16 protein-coding genes are annotated in these 19,840 nt (G+C 73.4%); 4 read left to right on the plus strand and 12 right to left on the minus strand.

Going from position 1 to position 19,840, the window contains the following annotated elements:
• Window positions 1-122: 122 nt before the first annotated feature.
• Complete coding sequence (gene glnA / locus CG747_RS11460; protein ID WP_100601560.1) at window positions 123-1,532, minus strand: type I glutamate--ammonia ligase; 1,410 nt, start codon at window positions 1,530-1,532, stop codon at window positions 123-125.
• Between the two features lie 303 nt (window positions 1,533-1,835).
• Between glnA and CG747_RS11465 the strand changes: the two genes are divergently transcribed.
• On the plus strand, window positions 1,836-2,303 hold the full coding sequence (locus CG747_RS11465; RefSeq protein ID WP_180985483.1) for an RDD family protein: 468 nt from the start codon (window positions 1,836-1,838) through the stop codon (window positions 2,301-2,303).
• Window positions 2,304-2,517: 214 nt separating this feature from the next.
• Here the strand turns inward: CG747_RS11465 and CG747_RS11470 are convergent, their stop codons facing one another.
• The 4 genes from CG747_RS11470 to lipB form a co-directional block, all read right to left on the minus strand.
• Window positions 2,518-3,228, minus strand: a complete 711-nt coding sequence (locus CG747_RS11470; protein WP_100601562.1) for a DUF4191 domain-containing protein — start codon at window positions 3,226-3,228, stop codon at window positions 2,518-2,520.
• Window positions 3,229-3,238: 10 nt separating this feature from the next.
• Window positions 3,239-3,454 carry a hypothetical protein gene (locus CG747_RS11475; RefSeq protein ID WP_100601563.1) on the minus strand — a complete coding sequence of 72 codons (216 nt, stop codon included), beginning with the start codon at window positions 3,452-3,454 and terminating at the stop codon, window positions 3,239-3,241.
• 222 nt (window positions 3,455-3,676) lie between these two features.
• The gene (lipA, locus tag CG747_RS11480) at window positions 3,677-4,627 is read right to left on the minus strand and encodes a lipoyl synthase (protein ID WP_100601564.1); all 951 of its coding nucleotides are present in this window, start codon (window positions 4,625-4,627) and stop codon (window positions 3,677-3,679) included.
• A gap of 161 nt (window positions 4,628-4,788) precedes the next feature.
• The gene (lipB, locus tag CG747_RS11485) at window positions 4,789-5,604 is read right to left on the minus strand and encodes a lipoyl(octanoyl) transferase LipB (protein WP_100601565.1); all 816 of its coding nucleotides are present in this window, start codon (window positions 5,602-5,604) and stop codon (window positions 4,789-4,791) included.
• Between the two features lie 311 nt (window positions 5,605-5,915).
• Here lipB and CG747_RS11490 point away from each other — a divergent pair, with 311 nt between their 5' ends.
• Window positions 5,916-7,373, plus strand: a complete 1,458-nt coding sequence (locus tag CG747_RS11490) for a regulator (protein ID WP_100601566.1) — start codon at window positions 5,916-5,918, stop codon at window positions 7,371-7,373.
• A 28-nt stretch (window positions 7,374-7,401) separates the two neighbouring features.
• Here CG747_RS11490 and CG747_RS11495 read toward each other — a convergent pair whose 3' ends face one another.
• From CG747_RS11495 to CG747_RS11505, 3 genes are all read right to left on the minus strand, one after another.
• Window positions 7,402-8,658 (minus strand): FAD-dependent oxidoreductase, encoded by a 1,257-nt coding sequence (locus CG747_RS11495; RefSeq protein WP_100601567.1) that lies wholly within the window; start codon window positions 8,656-8,658, stop codon window positions 7,402-7,404.
• 174 nt (window positions 8,659-8,832) lie between these two features.
• Entirely contained in the window at window positions 8,833-9,726 is an 894-nt protein-coding gene (locus CG747_RS11500) for a TIGR01777 family oxidoreductase (RefSeq protein WP_100601568.1), read from the minus strand.
• A gap of 136 nt (window positions 9,727-9,862) precedes the next feature.
• On the minus strand, window positions 9,863-10,381 hold the full coding sequence (locus CG747_RS11505; protein ID WP_100601569.1) for a DUF4240 domain-containing protein: 519 nt from the start codon (window positions 10,379-10,381) through the stop codon (window positions 9,863-9,865).
• 246 nt (window positions 10,382-10,627) lie between these two features.
• Here CG747_RS11505 and CG747_RS11510 point away from each other — a divergent pair, with 246 nt between their 5' ends.
• On the plus strand, window positions 10,628-12,538 hold the full coding sequence (locus CG747_RS11510; RefSeq protein ID WP_100601570.1) for a hypothetical protein: 1,911 nt from the start codon (window positions 10,628-10,630) through the stop codon (window positions 12,536-12,538).
• A 241-nt stretch (window positions 12,539-12,779) separates the two neighbouring features.
• Entirely contained in the window at window positions 12,780-13,712 is a 933-nt protein-coding gene (locus CG747_RS11515) for an SDR family oxidoreductase (RefSeq protein ID WP_100601605.1), read from the plus strand.
• Here the strand turns inward: CG747_RS11515 and CG747_RS11520 are convergent.
• The 4 genes from CG747_RS11520 to sucB all read right to left on the minus strand — a co-directional run.
• Window positions 13,673-14,812, minus strand: coding sequence for a YafY family protein (locus CG747_RS11520; protein ID WP_100601571.1), 1,140 nt, complete (start codon window positions 14,810-14,812; stop codon window positions 13,673-13,675). The two genes, CG747_RS11515 and CG747_RS11520, sit on opposite strands and share 40 nt — an antisense overlap.
• Window positions 14,813-14,998: 186 nt before the next feature.
• Window positions 14,999-17,674 (minus strand): pyruvate dehydrogenase (acetyl-transferring), homodimeric type, encoded by a 2,676-nt coding sequence (gene aceE, locus CG747_RS11525; RefSeq protein WP_100601572.1) that lies wholly within the window; start codon window positions 17,672-17,674, stop codon window positions 14,999-15,001.
• A 378-nt stretch (window positions 17,675-18,052) separates the two neighbouring features.
• A complete protein-coding gene (locus tag CG747_RS11530; RefSeq protein ID WP_100601573.1) occupies window positions 18,053-18,676 on the minus strand; it encodes a GntR family transcriptional regulator in 624 nt (207 codons plus the stop codon).
• 152 nt (window positions 18,677-18,828) lie between these two features.
• A partial coding sequence (sucB, locus tag CG747_RS11535; protein ID WP_180985484.1) for a 2-oxoglutarate dehydrogenase, E2 component, dihydrolipoamide succinyltransferase occupies window positions 18,829-19,840 on the minus strand: 1,012 nt, incomplete at its 5' end.

Here is a 19,840-nt window from a genome sequence, read left to right on the forward strand (position 1 = left end):
GCCGAACTCCACCGGCCTGCGTAACCAACCCGACGAGGGCCGTCACCCGAATCCGGGTAACGGCCCTCACTGGTCGATCCGACAGCCGGTCGTCCGGGCTCCCGCCCAGCCGACCCCGCCCTTTAGAGGTCGAAGTACAGCTCGAACTCGTGCGGGTGCGGGCGGAGCTGGATCGGGGCGATCTCGTTGGTGCGCTTGTAGTCGATCCATGTCTCGATCAGGTCGGAGGTGAAGACGCCGCCCTGCTGGAGGTACTCGTTGTCGTCTTCGAGGGCCTCGAGGACCGCGGGGAGGGACGTCGGGACCTGCGGGACGCCGGCGTGCTCCTCCGGGGCGAGCTCGTAGAGGTCCTTGTCGATCGGCTCGGCGGGCTCGATCTTGTTCTTGACGCCGTCGAGGCCGGCCAGCAGGAGGGCCGAGAAGGCGAGGTACGGGTTGGACGACGGGTCCGGGGCGCGGAACTCGACGCGCTTGGCCTTCGGGTTGGAGCCCGTGATCGGGATGCGCATGGCGGCGGAGCGGTTGCGCTGCGAGTAGACCAGGTTGACCGGGGCCTCGAAGCCGGGGACCAGGCGGTGGTAGGAGTTCACGGTGGGGTTGGTGAACGCCAGCAGCGACGGGGCGTGCTTGAGGATGCCGCCGATGTAGTAGCGGGCGGTGTCCGAGAGGCCCGCGTAGCCCTGCTCGTCGTAGAAGAGCGGCAGGCCGCCCTGCCACAGCGACTGGTGGACGTGCATGCCGGAGCCGTTGTCGCCGAAGATCGGCTTGGGCATGAAGGTCGCGGTCTTGCCGTTGCGCCAGGCGACGTTCTTGACGATGTACTTGAAGAGCATCAGGTCGTCGGCGGCGGCGAGCAGCGTGTTGAACTTGTAGTTGATCTCCGCCTGGCCGGCGGTGCCGACCTCGTGGTGCTGGCGCTCGACCTGGAGACCGGACTTCTCCAGCTCCAGGGAGATCTCGGCACGCAGGTCGGCGAAGTGGTCGACCGGCGGGGCCGGGAAGTAGCCGCCCTTGTAACGGACCTTGTAGCCGCGGTTGTCCTCCACGGCACCGGTGTTCCAGGCGCCGGCCTCGGAGTCGATGTGGTAGAAGCCCTGGTTCGCGGAGGTCTCGAAGCGGACCGAGTCGAAGACGTAGAACTCCGCCTCGGGACCGAAGTACGCGGTGTCCGCGATGCCGGTGGAGGCGAGGTAGGCCTCGGCCTTCTTGGCGATGTTGCGCGGGTCGCGGCTGTACTGCTCGCCCGTGATCGGGTCGTGGATGAAGAAGTTGATGTTGAGGTGCTTCTCCTGGCGGAACGGGTCCACGCGGGCCGTCGTCAGGTCCGGGCGCAGGGCCATGTCGGACTCGTGGATCGCCTGGAAGCCGCGGATCGACGAACCGTCGAACGCCAACTCCTCGTCCGGGTCGAACGCCGAGGCGGGGATCGTGAAGTGCTGCATCACGCCCGGCAGGTCGCAGAAACGGACGTCGACGAACTTCACGTCCTCATCCGCGATGAACTTCTTCGCGTCGTCGGCGTTCTGGAACATCCAACTCCTCCTAGCCCGGTCACCGCTCGGCGGACGCGGGGTTGCGACTCGGAGCGCGGCCAAGTGCGGGGCGCGCTGGCCCGACCATAGGCAGGCGGGATTTCCCAAGCATGACCCATTTGTTTCGCCGAGGTTAACCGGCACGCTGTCGCCCTTACCCCCAGTGTGCGCCTGCGGGGGCGGGCGCGGGACCGGCCTCCGCCAGTCCCGGGCAAGCGGCGGGAGGCGGCGGGAGGCGGCCGGAAATCGGGGTCCGGGAACCCACCACCCGGGGAACGTATGCGGTCGCAGTACCGTGGACGGGTGGACAACAGGCAAGCAATCGGATCGTGGATCTCCGGGCCCCGGGCGGCAGCCGAGGACATGGGCGTCGACTTCGGCTACCGAGGGCAGCAGCTCGGTCTCCCCGAGGAAGGCCCGGGCTCGATCGCACGGGTCGGTCGCCGCTTCGGCGCGCTCTTCATCGACTGGGCGCTGTGCCTGCTCATCGCCTACGGGCTGCTCAGCGGCGGCAAGGCGCAGTCGGCGAGCAACTGGGCGCTGGCGGTGTTCGCGGTGCTGAGCGTGCTGACCGTCGGCACCGTCGGCTGCACTCCCGGCAAGCGGCTGGTGGGGCTGCGGGTGGTCGCCGAGGGCGGCGGCCGGATCACCCTGCCGCGGGTGGTGCTGCGGACGCTGCTGCTGGTGCTGGTCATCCCCGCGGCGATCTGGGACCGCGACGGCCGGGGGCTGCACGACCGCCTCAGCCGCTCGGTCCAGGTGCGGATCTGATCCGTCCGTCGTGAGGCGTGCGGCCGTGCGGTGCGCGGCGCGCGGCCTGTGCGGTGTGAGCCCTCCGCCGCGACCCGCTCGATCCGCGCAGGTGGGACGGACCGGCACGAGCCGCTGACAACCGAAAAACGTGTGACGCCCCGAGGCCGAGCCTCGGGGCGTCACACGTTGTCGGGGGTACCGGCCGGGCGGTCGCCGGCCGGCTGTGGACGGGTCAGCGCGCCTTGCCGCCGCCCTTGGGCATCCGCATGCCCTTGGGCATCGGGCCCTTCGGCACCGGCATGTTGCTCATCAGGTCGCCGAGCGCACGCAGGCGGTCGTTGACGGCCGTCACCTGGGGGCCGGGGAGGACGCGCGGGAGCTTCAGCAGGTGGGTCCGCAGCTTCTTGAGCGGCACCTGGCCCTCGCCGTCGCCGACGACGATGTCGTGCACAGGGGCGTCCGCGACGGTGCGCGCCATGCGCTTCTTCTCGGCGCCCAGCAGGCCGCGCAGCCGGTTCGGGTTGCCCTCGCCGACCAGCACGATGCCGGCCTTGCCGACGGCGCGGTGCACCACGTCCTGGCTGCGGTTCATCGCGACCGCGGGGGTCACCGTCCAGCCGCGGCCGACGTTCTCCAGGACGGCGGCCGCCGCGCCGGGCTGGCCCTCCATCTGTCCGAACGCGGCCTTCTCGGCACGCCGGCCGAAGATGATCGCCATCGCGAGGAACGCCAGGACGAAGCCCAGGACGCCCGCGTAGACGGGGTGGCCGATCAGGAAGCCGATGGCGAGGAGCACGCCGAAGACGACGATTCCTGTGCCAGCGACGACAAGACCGACCTTGGAATCGACCCGACGGGTCATCTTGTAGGTCAGGGCGATCTGCTTCAGCCGCCCGGGGTTCTCAGCGCCGCCAGCGCCGGTTGCGTTTGCCTTCCTCGCCATACAGCGAAGTTTACGTGGCGTGCGGGCGTCGGGTGGCCGCGGCCTCCAGGACGTACTCGGCGTCGTACCGGTCCATGGCGCGGCGGCGGTCCTCCAGGACCGACGTCCAGGCGTTGCGGCGGGCGGTGCGCTGGCCGTTGCGCAGCAGCACTGCCTCGATGGCCCGCAGGGCACCGGTGACGGAGGGGATGGGGTGGGCGGTGGCGCGGAGCGGCGCGGCCTCCATGGTGGTGGTCTCCCTCGAACGAACGGAACGAGCAGGGGGTGGCGGTGGGAGGTGTCGAGCGGTGCGTACATCCATCGTCACTGAAGGGTGTTACCAACGGATGACCTGCCGGTCAAACACCTATGAAACGTTGACGCGGCCCCCACGCCCTCCAGCCTGGGGGAGTGCGGGGCCGCGTCTCTCAGCATGTGCCACGTTTCACAAGATGGCGCGCCGGGCGTGTCAAACCGCCTGACTGGACGCCTCGACCTCGCGTCGCTCGATCGCCTGCTGGTAGAGGCGGCCGGCGCGGTAGGAGGAGCGGACCAGCGGGCCGGACATGACACCGGCGTAGCCGATCTCCTCGGCCTCCTCCTTGAGCTCCACGAACTCGGCCGGCTTGACCCAGCGCTCGATGGGGTGGTGCCGCACGGAGGGGCGGAGGTACTGGGTGATCGTGATCAGCTCGCAGCCCGCGTCGTGCAGGTCCTGCAGCGCCTGGCTGATCTCCTCGCGGGTCTCGCCCATGCCCAGGATCAGGTTGGACTTGGTGACCAGGCCGGCCTCGCGGGACTTGGTGATGACCTCCAGCGACCGCTCGTAGCGGAAGCCGGGGCGGATCCGCTTGAAGATCCGCGGGACCGTCTCGACGTTGTGGGCCAGCACCTCCGGGCGGGAGGAGAAGACCTCGGCGAGCTGCTCGGGGACCGCGTTGAAGTCGGGGATCAGCAGTTCCACGCCGGTGTCGGGCATCGCGGCGTGGATCTGGCGGACGGTCTCGGCGTAGAGCCAGGCGCCGCCGTCCTCCAGGTCGTCGCGGGCGACGCCGGTGATCGTGGCGTACTTCAGACCCATGGTCTGCACCGATTCGGCGACCCGGCGCGGCTCGTCCCGGTCCAGCGCCTGCGGCTTGCCGGTGTCGATATTGCAGAAGTCGCAGCGGCGGGTGCACTGGTCACCGCCGATGAGGAAGGTCGCCTCGCGGTCCTCCCAGCATTCAAAGATGTTGGGACAGCCTGCCTCCTGGCAGACGGTGTGCAGGCCCTCGTTCTTGACCAGGCTCTGCAGGTGGTTGTACTCGGGACCCATTTTCGCCCGGGTCTTGATCCACTCGGGCTTGCGCTCGATGGGGGTCTGGCTGTTGCGGACCTCCAGGCGCAGCATCTTGCGTCCGTCGGGTGCGACTGCGGACACGTCGGCTCCCTAACAACTTCGATTCTTCGGCGTACACCAGGGTACGCCCGTCAATTCGCACGTATTTCCACGTGCGGGTCGTGCTGGCCAACCTCGGACGGGAGGGCGGCATTCCCGCGCGGTGGGACGCGCGGGGCGGATGGTGCGCCGTGGCGCGGTTCTCAGACCGCCCGGGGGAGGAGCTCGGCGTGCTCCAGGACGTCCCGCAGGTGTTTCTCGACCACCGGCAGGACCTCGGCGATGCCGACCTCGCGGCCCAGCTCGCCGGAGAGCGAGGCGACCCCGGCGTCCCGGATGCCGCACGGCACGATCTTGTCGAACGAGGTGGTGTCCGGGTTCACGTTGAGCGCGAAGCCGTGCATGGTGACGCCCTTGGCGACGCGGATGCCGATCGCGGCGAGCTTGCGGTCCTCGCCGCGCTGGCCGGCGTTGGACGGCGCGTACTCGGGGCCGTTCAGCCGCGGGTCGAAGAGCTCGTCCGCGGTCCGCGGGTCGAAGTCGAGCTGGAGGCCGCCCAGGGCCGGCCGCCGCTCCAACGGGTCGCCCAGGACCCACACGCCGCTGCGTCCCTCGACCCGGGTGCCCTCGACGCCGAACTCGGCACAGACCCGGATCAGGGCGTCCTCCAGCCGGCGGACGTGGGCGACCACGTCGACCGGGCGCGGCAGCTTCTGGATCGGGTAGCCGACCAGCTGGCCGGGACCGTGCCAGGTGATCTTCCCGCCGCGGTCCACGTCGACGACCGGGGTGCCGTCCAGCGGGCGCTCGTCGTCGGAGGTGCGCCGCCCCGCCGTGTAGACCTCCTGGTGCTCCAGGAGCAGGCAGGTGTCGGGGATCTCGTCGGCGAACCGGGCGGCGTGGATGCGGCGCTGTTCCTGCCACGCCGACTCGTACTCGACGGCGTCCGCCCCGAAGCCCAGGTGCACAAAACGCAGCCCCTCGGGTACGGGGGTCTCCCCCCGAGAGATCGCAGTCACGGCAGCTCCTCTTCGAACCTTTGTCGCAGTTCGTTGCGACGTTTGATGCCTCTCGCGAAGCACTTCCGATGCCACATCGCGCCCATGCCACTGTACGGCCGCCGTGCGCGCTCCCCGCAGGGGGCCGGTGCGCCGCACGGCCCCCGTCGCGCCTGTGACGTGCTCACACGATCGGATGAACGCGGGGCGCAGGCCGCGAGAAAGGCGCTGAAGGCCGTTACATTCACGCCGTTCCACAAGGGCGAAGAGCAAGCCGGACAGGGTCAGCGAGCCGGCGGCCCGGCCCGGAAGGCAGGAGACCGGTAAAGCTGATGACGGAACGACCCCCGCACCACACGCCCAACCGCCAGCTCGCCGCGCTCATCGCCGAGGCGGGCTTCTCCAACGCAGGGCTGGCCAGACGGGTTGATCAACTCGGCATCGAGCACGGCCTCGACCTGCGCTACGACAAGACGTCCGTGACGCGCTGGCTGCGCGGTCAGCAGCCCAGAGGCACCACCCCCGCACTGATCGCGGAGGTCTTCACCCGCCGGCTGGGGCGCCGGCTGTCCGCCCAGGACCTCGGCCTGGACGCCTGTGCGCCGGTGTACGCCGGGCTCGAATTCGCCTCGACCCCCGCCGAGGCGGTGGACATCGTCAGCGGGCTCTGGCGCAAGGACTCCGGCAGCCACGCCGAGCTCCGCAAGATCGCCTTCACCCCGGCCGGGCTGGTGGTGCCCAGCCGGGACTGGCTGATCGGCCGCCCCGACGAACGCGTCGCGCACGGCGAGCTCCCCGGCGACGCCGGCGAGCGGGTCCCGGTCCAGGGCGGCCGGACGTCGGTGCCCCGGCAGCGCCAGACCGAGCGCGTCGACCGCACCCAGGGCGGCCGGGTCACCTCCGGTGACATCGCGGCGCTGCGCTCGGTCGGCGAGCTGTTCCGCGCCCTGGACCACGCCTACGGCGGCGGCCACGCCCGCCAGGCCCTGGTGCGCTACCTGGAGCACGAGGCCGAGCCGATGCTCCGCGGCACCTACGGGGAGACGATCGGCCGCCGGCTGTTCGCGGCCGCCGCCGACCTGACCCGGCTGGCCGGCTGGACCTCGTACGACATCGCCGCGCACGGGCTGGCGCAGCGGTACTTCGTGCAGGCGCTGCGGCTCTCCCAGGCCGCCGGGGACCGGGGCTACGGCGCCTACGTCCTGGTGACGATGAGCCGGCAGGCGGTCTATCTGGGGCACGGCAGGGAGGCCGTCCAACTGGCCCGGGTCGCCCAGCAGGGCGTCGGCGGCAGCGTGCCGCCCACCGTGCAGGCGCTGCTGCACGCCGCCGAGGCACGCGGCCACGGCATCCTGAGCGAGGTCCGGGCCTGCACGGCCGCGCTGGCCCGCGCCGAACGCGCCCTGGAGAGCGCCCGGCCCGGGGACGACACCCCGTACTGGGCGCGCTTCTTCGACGAGGCGCAGCTCGCCGACGAACTCGCGCACTGCCACCGCGATCTCCAGCAGTACCGCGCGGCCTCCCAGCACGCCGAGCGCTCGCTCCAGCTGCGCGCCGCCGGGTTCGCCCGCAGCCGGCTGTTCTGCCGGGTGGTGCTGGCGACCGCGCGGCTGGGCCTGGGCGAACTGGAGCAGGCGTGCACGCTCGGCGCCGAGGCGGCCCTCCAGGCGTCCGAGATGCGCTCCGTCCGCGCCCACGAGTACGTCCGGGACTTCGAGCGGCGGCTGGAGCCGTACCGGGACGCGGCGGCGGTGCGCGGCTACCGGGAGCGGGTGGCGGCGCTGGGGTGACGGGCGGGCGGTCGGGCGCCGGGCCCGGTCACGCCGCGGTCCGGACGGCGTCCGGTTCCGGGCGGGCCGGCAGGCCGAAGTCCTGGAGCAGCGCACGGGCGGCCCGGTGGCCGGAGCGCAGCGCCCCCTGGAGCGTGCCGGTGTCGCGGTGGTCGCCGCACACGTAGAGCCCGGCCAGCACCCGTACGGTGCGCTGCGGATCGTGCGGGGTGGCCATCGCGGGCACCGCGTACGGATCGTGATGGCCGGTCAGCAGCTGCCAGTCGTCGGTCCGCAGCCCGTAGATCCGGTCCAGCTGCGGCCGGACGGTCTTGTCGAGGACGTCCACCGGCAGCGCGGCGGCGGGGCCCAGGACGACGGTGGTGACCAGCGGGCGGCCGGGCGGGGTGCGGGACGGGTCGATCGCGCCGGCGAGGTAGCTGAAGCCGACGGGGCCCTCGGTCGGCAGGACCAGGGCGGTGTCCCGGCCGGGGCCGCCGCGGGTGCCGGCCGGGGCGTCGGCGGTGTGGTGCAGCACGGTGACCGGGTGGAAGGCGGGCCGGCGCAGTCCCGGCAGCAGTTCGACGGCGTCCCGCGCACCGGTCGCCACCAGCACCGCCCGGCACGGTATCCGGCCGTGCTCGCGGGTGCCTACGCCGTTGGTGTCGACGGCCGTGACCTCCACGGACGTCCGGACCGTGCCCGGCGGCAGACCGGCCGCCAGCAGCTCGGGAACGGCCGAGGCGCCGCCCGCCGGGAGCGCCAGCCGCCCCTCCGCGAAGGCCCGCAGCACCTGCGCGGCGCCCCGACTGGAGCCGTGCAGGTGCGGATCGCAGAGCAGCGCGCCCAACAGCGGCCGCAGGAAGGTGTCGTGGGTGCGCGGCGGGAACGCCGGGCGGCCGGCCAGGGCGTCACTGACCGGACGGTCGGCGGTCCGCTCCGTACGACGGTCGGCGCGTGTGAGGGCGCGCGCCGCGGAGAGTGCGCCCCTCGTGCACCGCAGCGGACTGATGCGCTGGGCCCGCTGCCCGTTGTGGAGACTCACCCCCGCCGCGAACGGGCGCAGCGCCAACTCGCCCAGGCCGGGCGTGCGGCGCAGTGCGGCCGGGGAGACCGCCAGCGGGCGGCCGCAGCGGTCCAGACGGAAGCCGTCCACCTCGTCCGTGACGGACCGGCCGCCGACCCGTGACGCGGCCTCCAGGACGGTGACCGCGAGCCCTGCCCCGGTCAGATGGCGGGCGGCGGCGAGGCCGGCCGGCCCGGCCCCCACGATGACGACGTCGACGGCCGAAGCGGAGCGCAGCACATGCCCCTCCCGAGGTCGGTCCCGGCGGCAGCGCACGGTTCTCATGCCCGGTGCGGCCGTCCGGGATGCCCAGTGATGTGTCCGAGGACCGTAGGGAGCACCGCGGCCCGGCCGACAGGGGCGCCCTGGGGGCGCGTCGGAGCGCCCCCGCGCCCCGCTCCGGCCCGCGGCGCGCTACGACGCCAGCGCGGCGCGCACCGCGTCGCCGATCCGCGGGTCCGCGAAGCCGAAACCGGAATCCAGCAGCCGCCGCGGCACGATCCGCTGACTGCCCAGCACGTCCCCCGCGAACTCCCCGAGCGCGACCCGCAGCACCGGCGCCGGCACGGTGCACAGCGTGGGGCGGCGCAGGACACGGCCCATCACCGCCGTCGCCTCGCGGTTGGTGACCGGCTCCGGCGCGGTGAGGTTGACCGGCCCGGACAGCTCCTCGGTGGCCAGCAGGTGGCGGAGCGCCGCGATGTGGTCCCGCAGCGAGATGAAGCTCCAGTACTGGCTGCCGTCGCCGAGCCGGCCGCCCAGCCCCAGCTGGAAGAGCGGGAAGAGCCGTCCCCAGGCGCCCCCGGAGCGCGCCACGACCAGACCGGTCCGGGCGAAGACGGTCCGGATACCGGCGTCCTGGGCGGGCGTCGCGGCGTCCTCCCACGCCACGCACAGCTCCGGCAGGAAGCCCGCGCCGGCCGGTGCGTCCTCGTCGGTCCGCCGGTCCCCGGTGTCGCCGTAGTAGCCGATCGCGCTGCCCGAGACGAAGACCCGCGGGGGGATGTCCATCGCGGCCGTCGCGGTGGCCAGCGTCCGGGTGCCCAGCACCCGGCTGTCGTGGAGCTCCTGCTTGTACGCGGGGGTCCAGCGGTGGTCGGCGACGCCCGCCCCGGCGAGGTGCACCACCGCCTCGCAGCCGGCCAGGGCCGCCGGGTCCAGCCGCCGCCCCTTGGGGTCCCAGGTCACCTCGTCGGCCGCCGCCGGCTGCCGGCGGACGAGCCGGACGACGTCGTGGCCGTCCGCGCGCAGGTTCCGGACGAGCGCCGTGCCGATGAGTCCGGTCGAGCCGGTGATCGCGATCCGCATGGGGCCATCCTGCCCGCAATCCGGGGAACCACCGGGGAACGGCCCGGGTGCGCCGGGCGGCAGAACGGCGACCCGGCCGCGCGGACCGCCCCCGGGCCCTGCCGCCGCCCGGCAGGCGGGACTTTGCGGACCCGCCCTAGCCGCGGAAGCGGTTCCACAGCTGCGGGAAGCGTTCGGCCAGGGTCGCGTCGTCGTCGAGGTCGAGGTAGGTGCCGAGCGGTTCCGGCGGGGCCGGGCGCAGGCCCAGGTCGGGCATGACGGCGCCGGTCAGCTGCTCGTACGCCTCGTCGGCCGCGTAGCCCAGCTCCTCGGCGTCGCCGTCGGTCTCCTCGTCGAAGTCGCGCAGCAGACGCGCCAACTGGTCCGGGTCGTGCAGCGCACCCTCGAAGACGTGCCGGCCCTGGCCGATCAGCCAGCAGCGGAAGTAGTCGAAGGCGTCGTCGCTCGCGCCGTCCAGCATCAGCGCGGCGGCCGCCCACAGGTCCCAGGTGTACGCCCGGTTGTAGCGGGCCTCGAAGTGGCGGGCGAAGTCGGCGACGCGCTCCGGATCGAGCCCGAGCAGCCGCTCGACCAGCGCGTCGGCCTGTTCCTCGGGGTCACCCCCGGCGGCCGCGCGGGAGCCGTCGACCAGCTCCCAGAACTCCGTCTCGTCCATCACCGCTCCAGGATCCGTCCTGCCGCCGCGGCCCGCACGCGGAGTGCCCCGGATGCGGCGGCGCGCTTCCCGGGCCGGTGCGCCGGGGCGTCAGGGGTGGCGTACCGGCGGGTGACCGCGTCGGGATTCCCTCGTTGTGCGGCATGCAACGACGGCAGCGCGGATCCCCCACCGCACCCCCTCCCGCAACGCCCCGGCGTCCCCTGCCGCACTCCCACTCCGTGAAGGGCGCATCCCGCCATGCCCATGGACGAACGAAGCCGGGCCGAGGTCGAACGCGCCGAGGCGGCCCTCGTCGAGCACTACCCGCGGCTGGTCCGCCTCGCCTACCTCGTCCTGCCCCCGTCGATGGGCCGCCACCGCAAGGTCCTCACCGCGCACGGCCTGGTGCAGCGGGCGCTGCCGTGGCGCGGGCCGCGCCGGCCGGCCGGCGCGCTGCCCGCCCAGCGCGGCTCGGACACCGGCGCCGGCTACGACCTGGTCCGCCAGCGCACGGTGGAGCTGGCGCTGGCCTACGAGGAGCGGCAGCGCCCCGCGGTCCTGCTGCCGACGGTCCCGTTCGTCTGGGGGCTGCGGCTCTTCCCGCGCGCCGGCGGCGCCGACGAACTCGCCCTGGACCAGGCCCTGTCGGCGGTCCCGGCCACCGTGCGGGCCGCCCTGGGGCTGTGGCACCTGGAGGGGCTGGACCCGGATGCGGCGCGCGCCGTCCTGGTACGGGCCGGGGTCGCCGACCCCGACATGCCACAGCGGGCGGCCGGCCAGCTGGACCGGCGGACCGGGGCCGGCGCCGCGGCGCTGCTGAACTCCGGGGAGTTCGATCCCTGCACCGTCCAGGCCCGGCCGACGGACCTGCTGCGCCGCCGGCAGCGGGTGCGGGCGGCGGCGGTGCTGGCGGCGGTGCTGGCGCTCGGGGCGGCCGCGGTGGCCCTGCCCTTCGGCGGATCCCCGGACGGGGCGGCCGGGCCCGTCCCCACCGCCGCCCAGCAGGCCCTCGACCCCGGCCGGCTGCTGCGGACGCCCCACGAGCAGTGGGCGGAGACCTCCAGGGTGGACTTCACCGCCTGGCCGCCGCGCGGCCGCCAGGCCGGCGACCGGCAGCTGCTGGCACGGGCGCTGCGGGTCTGGGCCGCCCCGCCCGCCGGCACCCGGATCGTCGCCGCGGCGGACACCTCCACCCGCCCGCCCGCCGCCCCGCCCCGGTTGCTGTACGCGGGCCTGATCGACAACGTGATGGTGGTGGTCTTCCACGACGGCGAGCGGCTGGTGCGCTACGCCGAACCCGAAGGGGCCACGCCCACCCTGCACTTCGCCCGGGTCGACAACGCCGACCTCACCACCGCCGGCGGGCTGGTCATCGGCCGCGGCAACGGCTGGCTGCGGTACCTGATCGCCCCCTGGGTCTCCGATGTCGCCGTACGGGACCTGCTCGCCCCCGACGCCCCGCCGCACGGACTGCACCTGGCCCCGGACGGGGTCACCGACCGCATCCCGATCCCGCCCGCGGACGGCGCCGGCTGCGGGCACTGGCCGGTGACCGCGTTCCGCTCCTCGCCGCGGATCGACGACCGGCGCTCCTTCCTGGTCGCCGACCTCGGTGACCTGGCGCCGGCGCACCTGACGTACCTGCCGCCGCCCGGGTCGGGCGGACCGGGCGGCCCGGTCGAGGCGACCGGTGCACCTGCCCTGCACAGCTGGGCGCGCACCGCGTGCTCCCTGCGGTCGCTGCGCGGCACCGGCGTACGGTCCGTCAACAACTGGGCCTACGCCCAGCAGGACCTCCCGGAGGGCGGCGGCACCGCGACCTGGGTGTGCAACCGGGCCGAGACCTGGCGCGGACCCGGCCGGGCCGTGGTGCAGTTCCAGCCGCCCGCCGCCGGTCCCGTCGACCCGGGGCGGATCGCCGGCCGGGCCGACGGGACCGCGGTGTGCAGCCCGTTCGGCCGGCATGTGCTCGGCGACGTCCACTGGCAGGCGAAGTCCGGGAAGTGGTACCTGCTCGCGGCGGGCAGCAGCGAGGTGGCCGGGATCGACGTGGCCGGCGGGGTACGGGCCGGTGCGGAGGCGGCGACGCTGGCGGTACCGGCCGCGCAGAACGCCCCGGCGCAGGTCGAGGGGCGGCTGCGGGACGGCCGGAGCCTGCGGGCGCTGCGGCCGTAGCCGCGGGCGGCCCCGGGACGCCGTGGGAAGGCCCCCGGACGGGCTCGCGGGGGAGCGCGATCCACCGGCCGTGAAATCCCGACAGAAGGTGTCGGGATTGGCTGTCAGGGTCGCCGTGTACGACCGCACGGCAGACAGCAGCGAGGAGAGACACGTGACGGCGCAGGAGAACGTGGCGGGGCGGGCGACGGACCGGCGGACGGCGGCCGCGGCGCCCGGCGGACGGGCGCCCGCGGGCGACCTGACCGGCCGGGTGGCGCTGGTCGCCGGGGCCACCCGGGGCGCGGGCCGGGCGATGGCGGTGGAACTGGGCCGGGCCGGCGCGGTGGTCTACGTCACCGGCCGCACGACCCGGGACTCGGTCAGCGAGGTCGGGCGGCCCTCGGAGACCATCGAGGAGACGGCGGAGCGGGTGACCGCGGCGGGTGGCACCGGGATCGCGGTGCCCACCGACCATCTGGTGCCGGACCAGGTCGAGGAGCTGGTCGAGCGCATCGACCGGGAGCAGGGACGGCTGGACGTCCTGGTGAACAGCGTCTGGGGCGGCGACCGCCTGATCCAGTTCGACACCAAGCTGTGGGACCTGGACCTGGCCGGCGGGCTGCGGATGTTCCGGCTCGGCATCGACAGCCACATCATCACCGGCCACTTCGCGCTGCCGTTGCTGATCCGGCGGCCCGGCGGGCTGGTCGTCGAGGTCACCGACGGCACCGCGGAGTTCAACCGCGTCTACCGCGACAGCCTCTGCTTCGACGTCACCAAGAACGTCCCCCACCGGATCGCCTTCGGACTCGCCGCCGAGCTGAAGGAGTACGGCGGCACGGCGGTCTCGCTCACCCCGGGCTTCCTGCGGTCCGAGGAGATGCTGGACCACTTCGGTGTCACCGAGGAGACCTGGCGCGACGCGATCGCCCGGGAACCGCACTTCGCCATCGCCGAATCCCCGGTCCTCATCGGCCGCGCGGTGCGGGCCCTGGCCACCGATCCGGACAAGGCGCGCTGGACCGGCCGGTCGCTCTCCAGCGGCCGGCTGGCGAAGGAGTACGACTTCACCGACGCGGACGGCACCCGGCCCGACTGCTTCGGCTACTTCACGGACGTGGTGCAGGGCGGCAAGGACGCCGGTCCCGAGGACTACCGCGAGCCGGCGGTGCCTTCCTCCGCCGGGGAATAGCGCGCGGCGGCGCGGCGGGCGGCCGCCGCGAACCGCTCCCGCAGCCCGGAGGGCGAGCGCACCTCGCACTCCGGGCCGAGCGCCAGCAGCTGGGCGTAGGCGACCTCCTCGGACTCCACGGCCAGGGTGACCGTCAACCAGCCCTGCGCGTCCGGTGCGCCCGCGGCCGTCGCCCGCTCGACGGCCTCCCGGGCCGCGACCGGCTCGGTGACGTGGGGCAGCTGCCGGACCCCGAGCGGGGAGAGCCGGACCACCACCTCCTCGCGCAGCAGCGACCGCCGGAACTGCGCGGCCCGCTCGGCCCAGAACGCGGGCAGGTCGAACTCCGGGTCGCGGACGAAGCGCCCGGCGTCCGCCGCGGCCCCGCCGGGCGGGACGCTCCGCAGGCCCGCGGGCGGGACGGCGGGCTCCGCCGCGGTGAAGCGGTCGACGCGGTAGACCCGGAAGCCGGTCCGCTCGCCGCCGCCGGCAGCCGGTCCCACCGGTCCCACCGGATCGGCCGCCGCCGCGGCGGGCGGCGCTGCGGACCGCTCCGGTGCCGCGCGGGCCGCCACGTACCAGACGCCCGCCTTCAGCACGAGACCGTACGGCTCCAGCTCCCGGACCACCTCGCGGTCCCGGCGGAGATAGCGGACCGTCAGCCGGCGGTCGTCCCACACCGCGTCGGCGAGCACCGGCAGCAGCTCGGGCGTCTCGGGATCGTGGTACCAGCGCGGCGCGTCCAGGTGGAACCGCTGGGCGGCGCCCGACGCGGCGTCCCGCAGCTCGGGCAGCAGCGCGGCGGAGACCTTCAGCCGGGCCGCGGAGGCGACGTCGGCCAGGCCCATCTCGCGCAGCGCGGAGGGCACTCCGGACAGGAAGAGCGCCTCCGCCTCGCTGCGGCCGAGCCCGGTCAGCCGGGTGCGGTACCCGCCTATCAGGCGGTAGCCCCCGGACCGGCCGCGGTCGGCGTAGACCGGCACACCGGCCTCCGAGAGCGACAGCACGTCCCGGGCGACCGTGCGCTCCGAGACCTCCAGCTCCCGCGCCAGCTCGCCGGCCGTCATCGACGGCCGGGACTGGAGCAGCAACACCATCTTGATCAGCCGTGCGGCACGCATGGATCCATCATGCGGGGCGGCACTGACAACGCCCCGCGGACGCGGGACGGGAGGATCCCGTGCGAAGACCCCGGGCGCGGTGGGTGGTCTTCGCACGGGAGTTTGCGGGCGGGCGGCGCCCGGTGTCGGCCGAGGCCGCCCGCGTCCCAGGGGCCCCGCGGTGCACGCACCGCCGAGGGCCCGGTGTCACAGCCCGTAGCGCTCCCGGGCTTCCTTGACGGTCTCCGGCTTGACGTCCCCGCGCCGGGCGAGGGCCGCCAGCGCCTGGACGACCACCGACTGCGGGTCGACCCCGAAGTGGCGGCGGGCCGCGTCCCGGGTGTCGGACAGGCCGAAGCCGTCCGTCCCGACGGAGGTCCAGTCCTGCTCGACCCACGGGGCGATCTGGTCCGGAACCGCCCGCATCCAGTCGCTCACCGCGACGACCGGGCCGGGCGCGCCGGCCAGCGCACGGGTGACGTAGGGCACCCGGTCCTCGCCCTCCAGGCGGGCCGCGTCGCACTCCAGGGCGTCGCGGCGGAGCTCCGTCCAGGACGGCGCGGACCACACGTCGGCGGCCACGCCCCAGTCGGCGGCCAGCAGTTGCTGCGCCTCCAGGATCCAGTGGATCGCGGTGCCGGAGGCCAGCAGCTGGAGCCGCGGGATCTCGGCGCCCTCGATGGCGGTGGCCTCCTTGAAGCGGTAGAGGCCCTTGAGGATGCCCTCCTCGACGCCCTCCGGCATCGCCGGCTGCACCTTGGTCTCGTTGTAGACCGTCAGGTAGTAGAAGACGTCCTCGGCGTCCGGACCGTACATCCGGCGCAGACCCTCCTTGACGATCACCGCCACCTCGTAGGCGAACGCCGGGTCGTACGAGAGCGCCGCCGGGTTGGTCGAGGCGATCAGGTGCGAGTGGCCGTCGGCGTGCTGGAGGCCCTCACCGGTCATCGTCGTGCGGCCGGCGGTGGCGCCGATCACGAAGCCGCGGCCCAGCTGGTCGGCGAGCGCCCAGAACTGGTCGGCGGTCCGCTGCCAGCCGAACATCGAGTAGAAGATGTAGAACGGGATCATCGGTTCGCCGTGCGTCGCGTACGACGTCGCGGCGGCGGTGAAGTCGGCCAGCGAACCGGCCTCGGTGATGCCCTCGTTGAGGATCTGGCCGTTCTTGGCTTCCTTGTACCAGAGCAGCTGGTCCCGGTCGACCGGGTCGTAGGTCGCGCCCTTGGGGGAGTAGAGGCCGGCGGTCGGGAAGAGCGACTCCATGCCGAAGGTGCGGGCCTCGTCCGGGACGATCGGGACCCAGCGCTTGCCGGTCTCCTTGTCCCGCATCAGGTCCTTGATCAGCCGGACGAACGCCATGGTGGTGGCGATCTCCTGGCTGCCCGACCCCTTCTTCAGGGCGTCGAACGCCTTGTCCGCGGGGATCGGCAGCGGCTTGGCCACGACCTGGCGGGCCGGGGCCGGGCCGTCGAGGGCGGCGCGCCGGGTGCGCAGGTACTGCATCTCCGGCGAGTCCTCGGCCGGGCGCCAGTACGGCACCGTGTCGCCTTCCAGCGCGCTGTCCGGGATGGGGAGTTCGAGCAGGTCCCGCATGGTGCGGAACTCCGCCATCGTCAGCTTCTTCATCTGGTGGTTGGCGTTGCGGGACTCGAAGCCCGTGCCGAGGGTGTAGCCCTTGACGGTCTGCGCGAGGATGACCGTCGGCGCGCCCTTGTACTCGGCGGCGGCCTTGTACGCGGCGTACACCTTGCGCGGCTCGTGGCCGGCGCGGGAGGTCTGGAACAGTTCCAGCAGCTTGGCGTCGGAGAGCTGCGCGCCGATCGCCTTGAGGGCGTCGTTGGCGCCGAAGAAGTGCTCGCGCAGGTAGGCGGCGTCCCGGGTGGCGTACGTCTGGAACTGCGCGTCCGGCGTCTCACGGAGGCGCTGGATCACCGCGCCGTCGGCGTCGAGCGCGAAGATCTCGTCCCACGCCTGGCCCCACAGGGCCTTGACGACGTTCCAGCCGGCGGCGCGGAACTGCGCCTCCAGCTCCTGCACGATCTTGAAGTTCGGGCGGACCGGACCGTCGAGGCGCTGCAGGTTGCAGTTGATGACGAAGGTCAGGTTGTCCAGGCCCTCGCGGCCGGCCAGGGCCAGGGCCGCGGTCGACTCCGGCTCGTCCATCTCGCCGTCGCCCAGGAAGGCCCAGACGTGCGAGTTGCTGGTGTCCTTGATGCCGCGGTGCTCCAGGTAGCGGTTGAAGCGCGCCTGGTAGATCGCGGAGAGCGGGCCGAGGCCCATGGAGACGGTGGGGAACTCCCACAGCCAGGGCAGCCGCCGCGGGTGCGGGTACGAGGGCAGGCCCTCGCCGCCGGCCTCCTGGCGGAAGTGGTCGAGCTGTTCCTCGGTGAGCCGGCCTTCGAGGAAGGCGCGGGCGTAGACACCGGGGGAGGCGTGGCCCTGGATGTAGAGCTGGTCGCCGGAGCCGTCGCCCTCCTTGCCGCGGAAGAAGTGCTGGAAGCCGGTCTCGTAGAGCCAGGCCGCCGAGGCGAAGGTGGCGATGTGGCCGCCGAGGCCGAGCTTGGAGCCGCGGGTGACCATGGCGGCGGCGTTCCAGCGGTTCCAGGCGGTGATCCGGGCCTCCAGCGCCTCGTCACCCGGGAACGCGGGCTCGGCGGAGGTCGGGATGGTGTTGACGTAGTCCGTCTCCAGCAGCGAGGGCAGGTCGGTGCCCTCGGTGTGGGCGGTGTGCTCCAGGGCGCGGCGCATCAGGTATGCGGCGCGATGCGGGCCCGCTGCCTTGGTGACGGCGTCCAGCGACTCGCGCCATTCGGCCGTCTCCTCGGGGTCGCGGTCCGGGAGCTGGTCGAGCTGGCTGTACGGCAGGCGCACGGGGTCGGGCATGGGTGGCCCCTTTCCGGACGGGTGGGGAATGCGAGTTCGGCAGGCATTCGGCAGGCAGGGGTGTCGCGCCCCAGTCATCGACGATAACTCTCTGATCGATGATCGATCAACGCTGAACGGAGGAAAAACCGCAGGTAGGCACGGGGTGCCGCAATACAGGGCACCGCGTGCCAGCTCCGGAGTCCCCCTCCGTTACGCCCCGGAGCGCCTCCGGTACGCCCCGGAATCAGTGCCTCCGCGCGCCTCCGCCCCGGCATGGCGAAGCGGCCCCGCACAAGCTCCGCGAGGCCGCCCGACCGCAGTCCGGTACGTCCGCCGGGCCCTGGGTCGTGTCCGGTGGATCATGGCCGGTTCCCGTCCTGATCCACCGGCCAGGCCCTAGACCCGCGGCGCGCAGCTCAGCACATGCGCCTTCAGCAGCGCCCCGATCCGCGGATCGCGCCGCCGGAACGCGTCCACCAGCTCCTGGTGGTCCTGGGCGTGCGACCGCGGCTCCGGGCTGAACCAGCGGATCGACAGCGTCGTCCAGACCTCCACGCCCAGCGACTCCCAGGTGTGCAGCAGCACGGCGTTCCCGGCCGCCCGGACGATCTCCCGATGGAAGGCCACCGTGTGCCGCACCTGCGCCTCGCCGTCGCCCGCCGCGTCCGCCTCCCGCAGCGCCGCCACCTCGCGCTCCAGCGCCGCGGTGTCCTCCGCCAGCCGCTCCGCCGCCAGCTCCGCGGCCACCTGCTCCAGCCCGGCCCGGACCGGGTAGCTCTCCTTGAGGTCGTCCGCGGTGAGGTTCCGCACCCGTACGCCCTTGTTCGGCGCCGACTCGATCAGTTGGAGCGACTCCAGCTCCCGCAGCGCCTCCCGCACCGGCGTCTGGCTGACCTCCAGCTCCACCGCGATCCGCCGCTCCACGATCCGCTCGCCCGGCTGCCAGCGGCCGCTGACGATCCCCTCCAGGATGTGCTCGCGGATCTGTTCGCGCAGCGAGTGGACGACGGGCGGGGTCATGAGGTGCTCCTTCAGAGCGGGTGGGGCCGCGAGGCGTGGTGCGGGGCCATTATCGCCGGAGGCGGGCGGACAAAAGGGCCGGCCCCGGCTCGTCGGAACGAGTCGGGGCCGGCCCCTGTGCACAACTACCGCTTCCCTGACGGGAGTCGGAATCAGAGACCGATCTCGGTCTCGAACTCCGCGGCCTCCAGGATCTGCTTGACCGTGGTCAGGTAACGGGCCGCGTCGGCGCCGTCCACCAGACGGTGGTCGTAGGAGAGCGCGAGGTAGGTCATGTCGCGCACCGCGATGGTCTCGCCGAGGTCCGGGTGGTTGATGACCACCGGGCGCTTGACGGTGGCACCGATGCCCAGGATGCCGACCTGGTTCGGGGGCACGATCACGGTGTCGAACAGGGCGCCGCGCGAACCGGTGTTGCTGATGGTGAAGGTCGCGCCGGACAGCTCGTCCGGGGTGATCTTGTTGCCGCGGACCTTGCCCGCCAGCTCCGCCGTCTTACGGGCGATACCGGCGATGTTCAGGTCGCCCGCACCCTTGATGACCGGGGTCATCAGGCCCTTCTCCGCGTCCACCGCGATACCGACGTTCTCGGTGTCGAAGTAGGTGATGGTGCCCTCGTCCTCGTTGATCCGGGCGTTGACGACCGGGTGGGCCTTCAGCGCCTGGACAGCGGCCTTGACGAAGAACGGCATCGGGGAGAGCTTGACGCCCTCACGCTGCGCGAAGGCGTCCTTGGCCTTGTTGCGCATCCGCATGATCGCGGTGATGTCCACCTCGACCACGGAGGTCAGCTGCGCCTGGCCGTGCAGGGCCTTCATCATGTTGTCGCCGATGACCTTGCGCATCCGCGGCATCTTGACGGTCTGACCGCGCAGCGGCGACACCTCGATGACCGGGGCGCCCGCCTTGGCCGGGGCGGCGGCCGGCGCGGCCGGAGCCGGCACGGCGGCCTTGAGGGCCTCGGCGGCGGCGATGACGTCCTGCTTGCGGATCCGGCCACCGACACCGGTGCCCTTGACCGTGGCGAGGTTCACGCCGTTCTCCGCCGCGAGCTTGCGGACCAGCGGGGTGACGTAGGCGCCGTCCGCCTCACCGGCCGCCGGGGCGGGGGTGACGGGGGCGGCGACCGGGGCCGGAGCCGGCGCGGGGGCCGGTGCCGGGGCG

Origin of the sequence: Streptomyces sp. CB02959 (genome assembly GCF_002803155.1) — a bacterium.
Classification (GTDB): domain Bacteria; phylum Actinomycetota; class Actinomycetes; order Streptomycetales; family Streptomycetaceae; genus Streptomyces.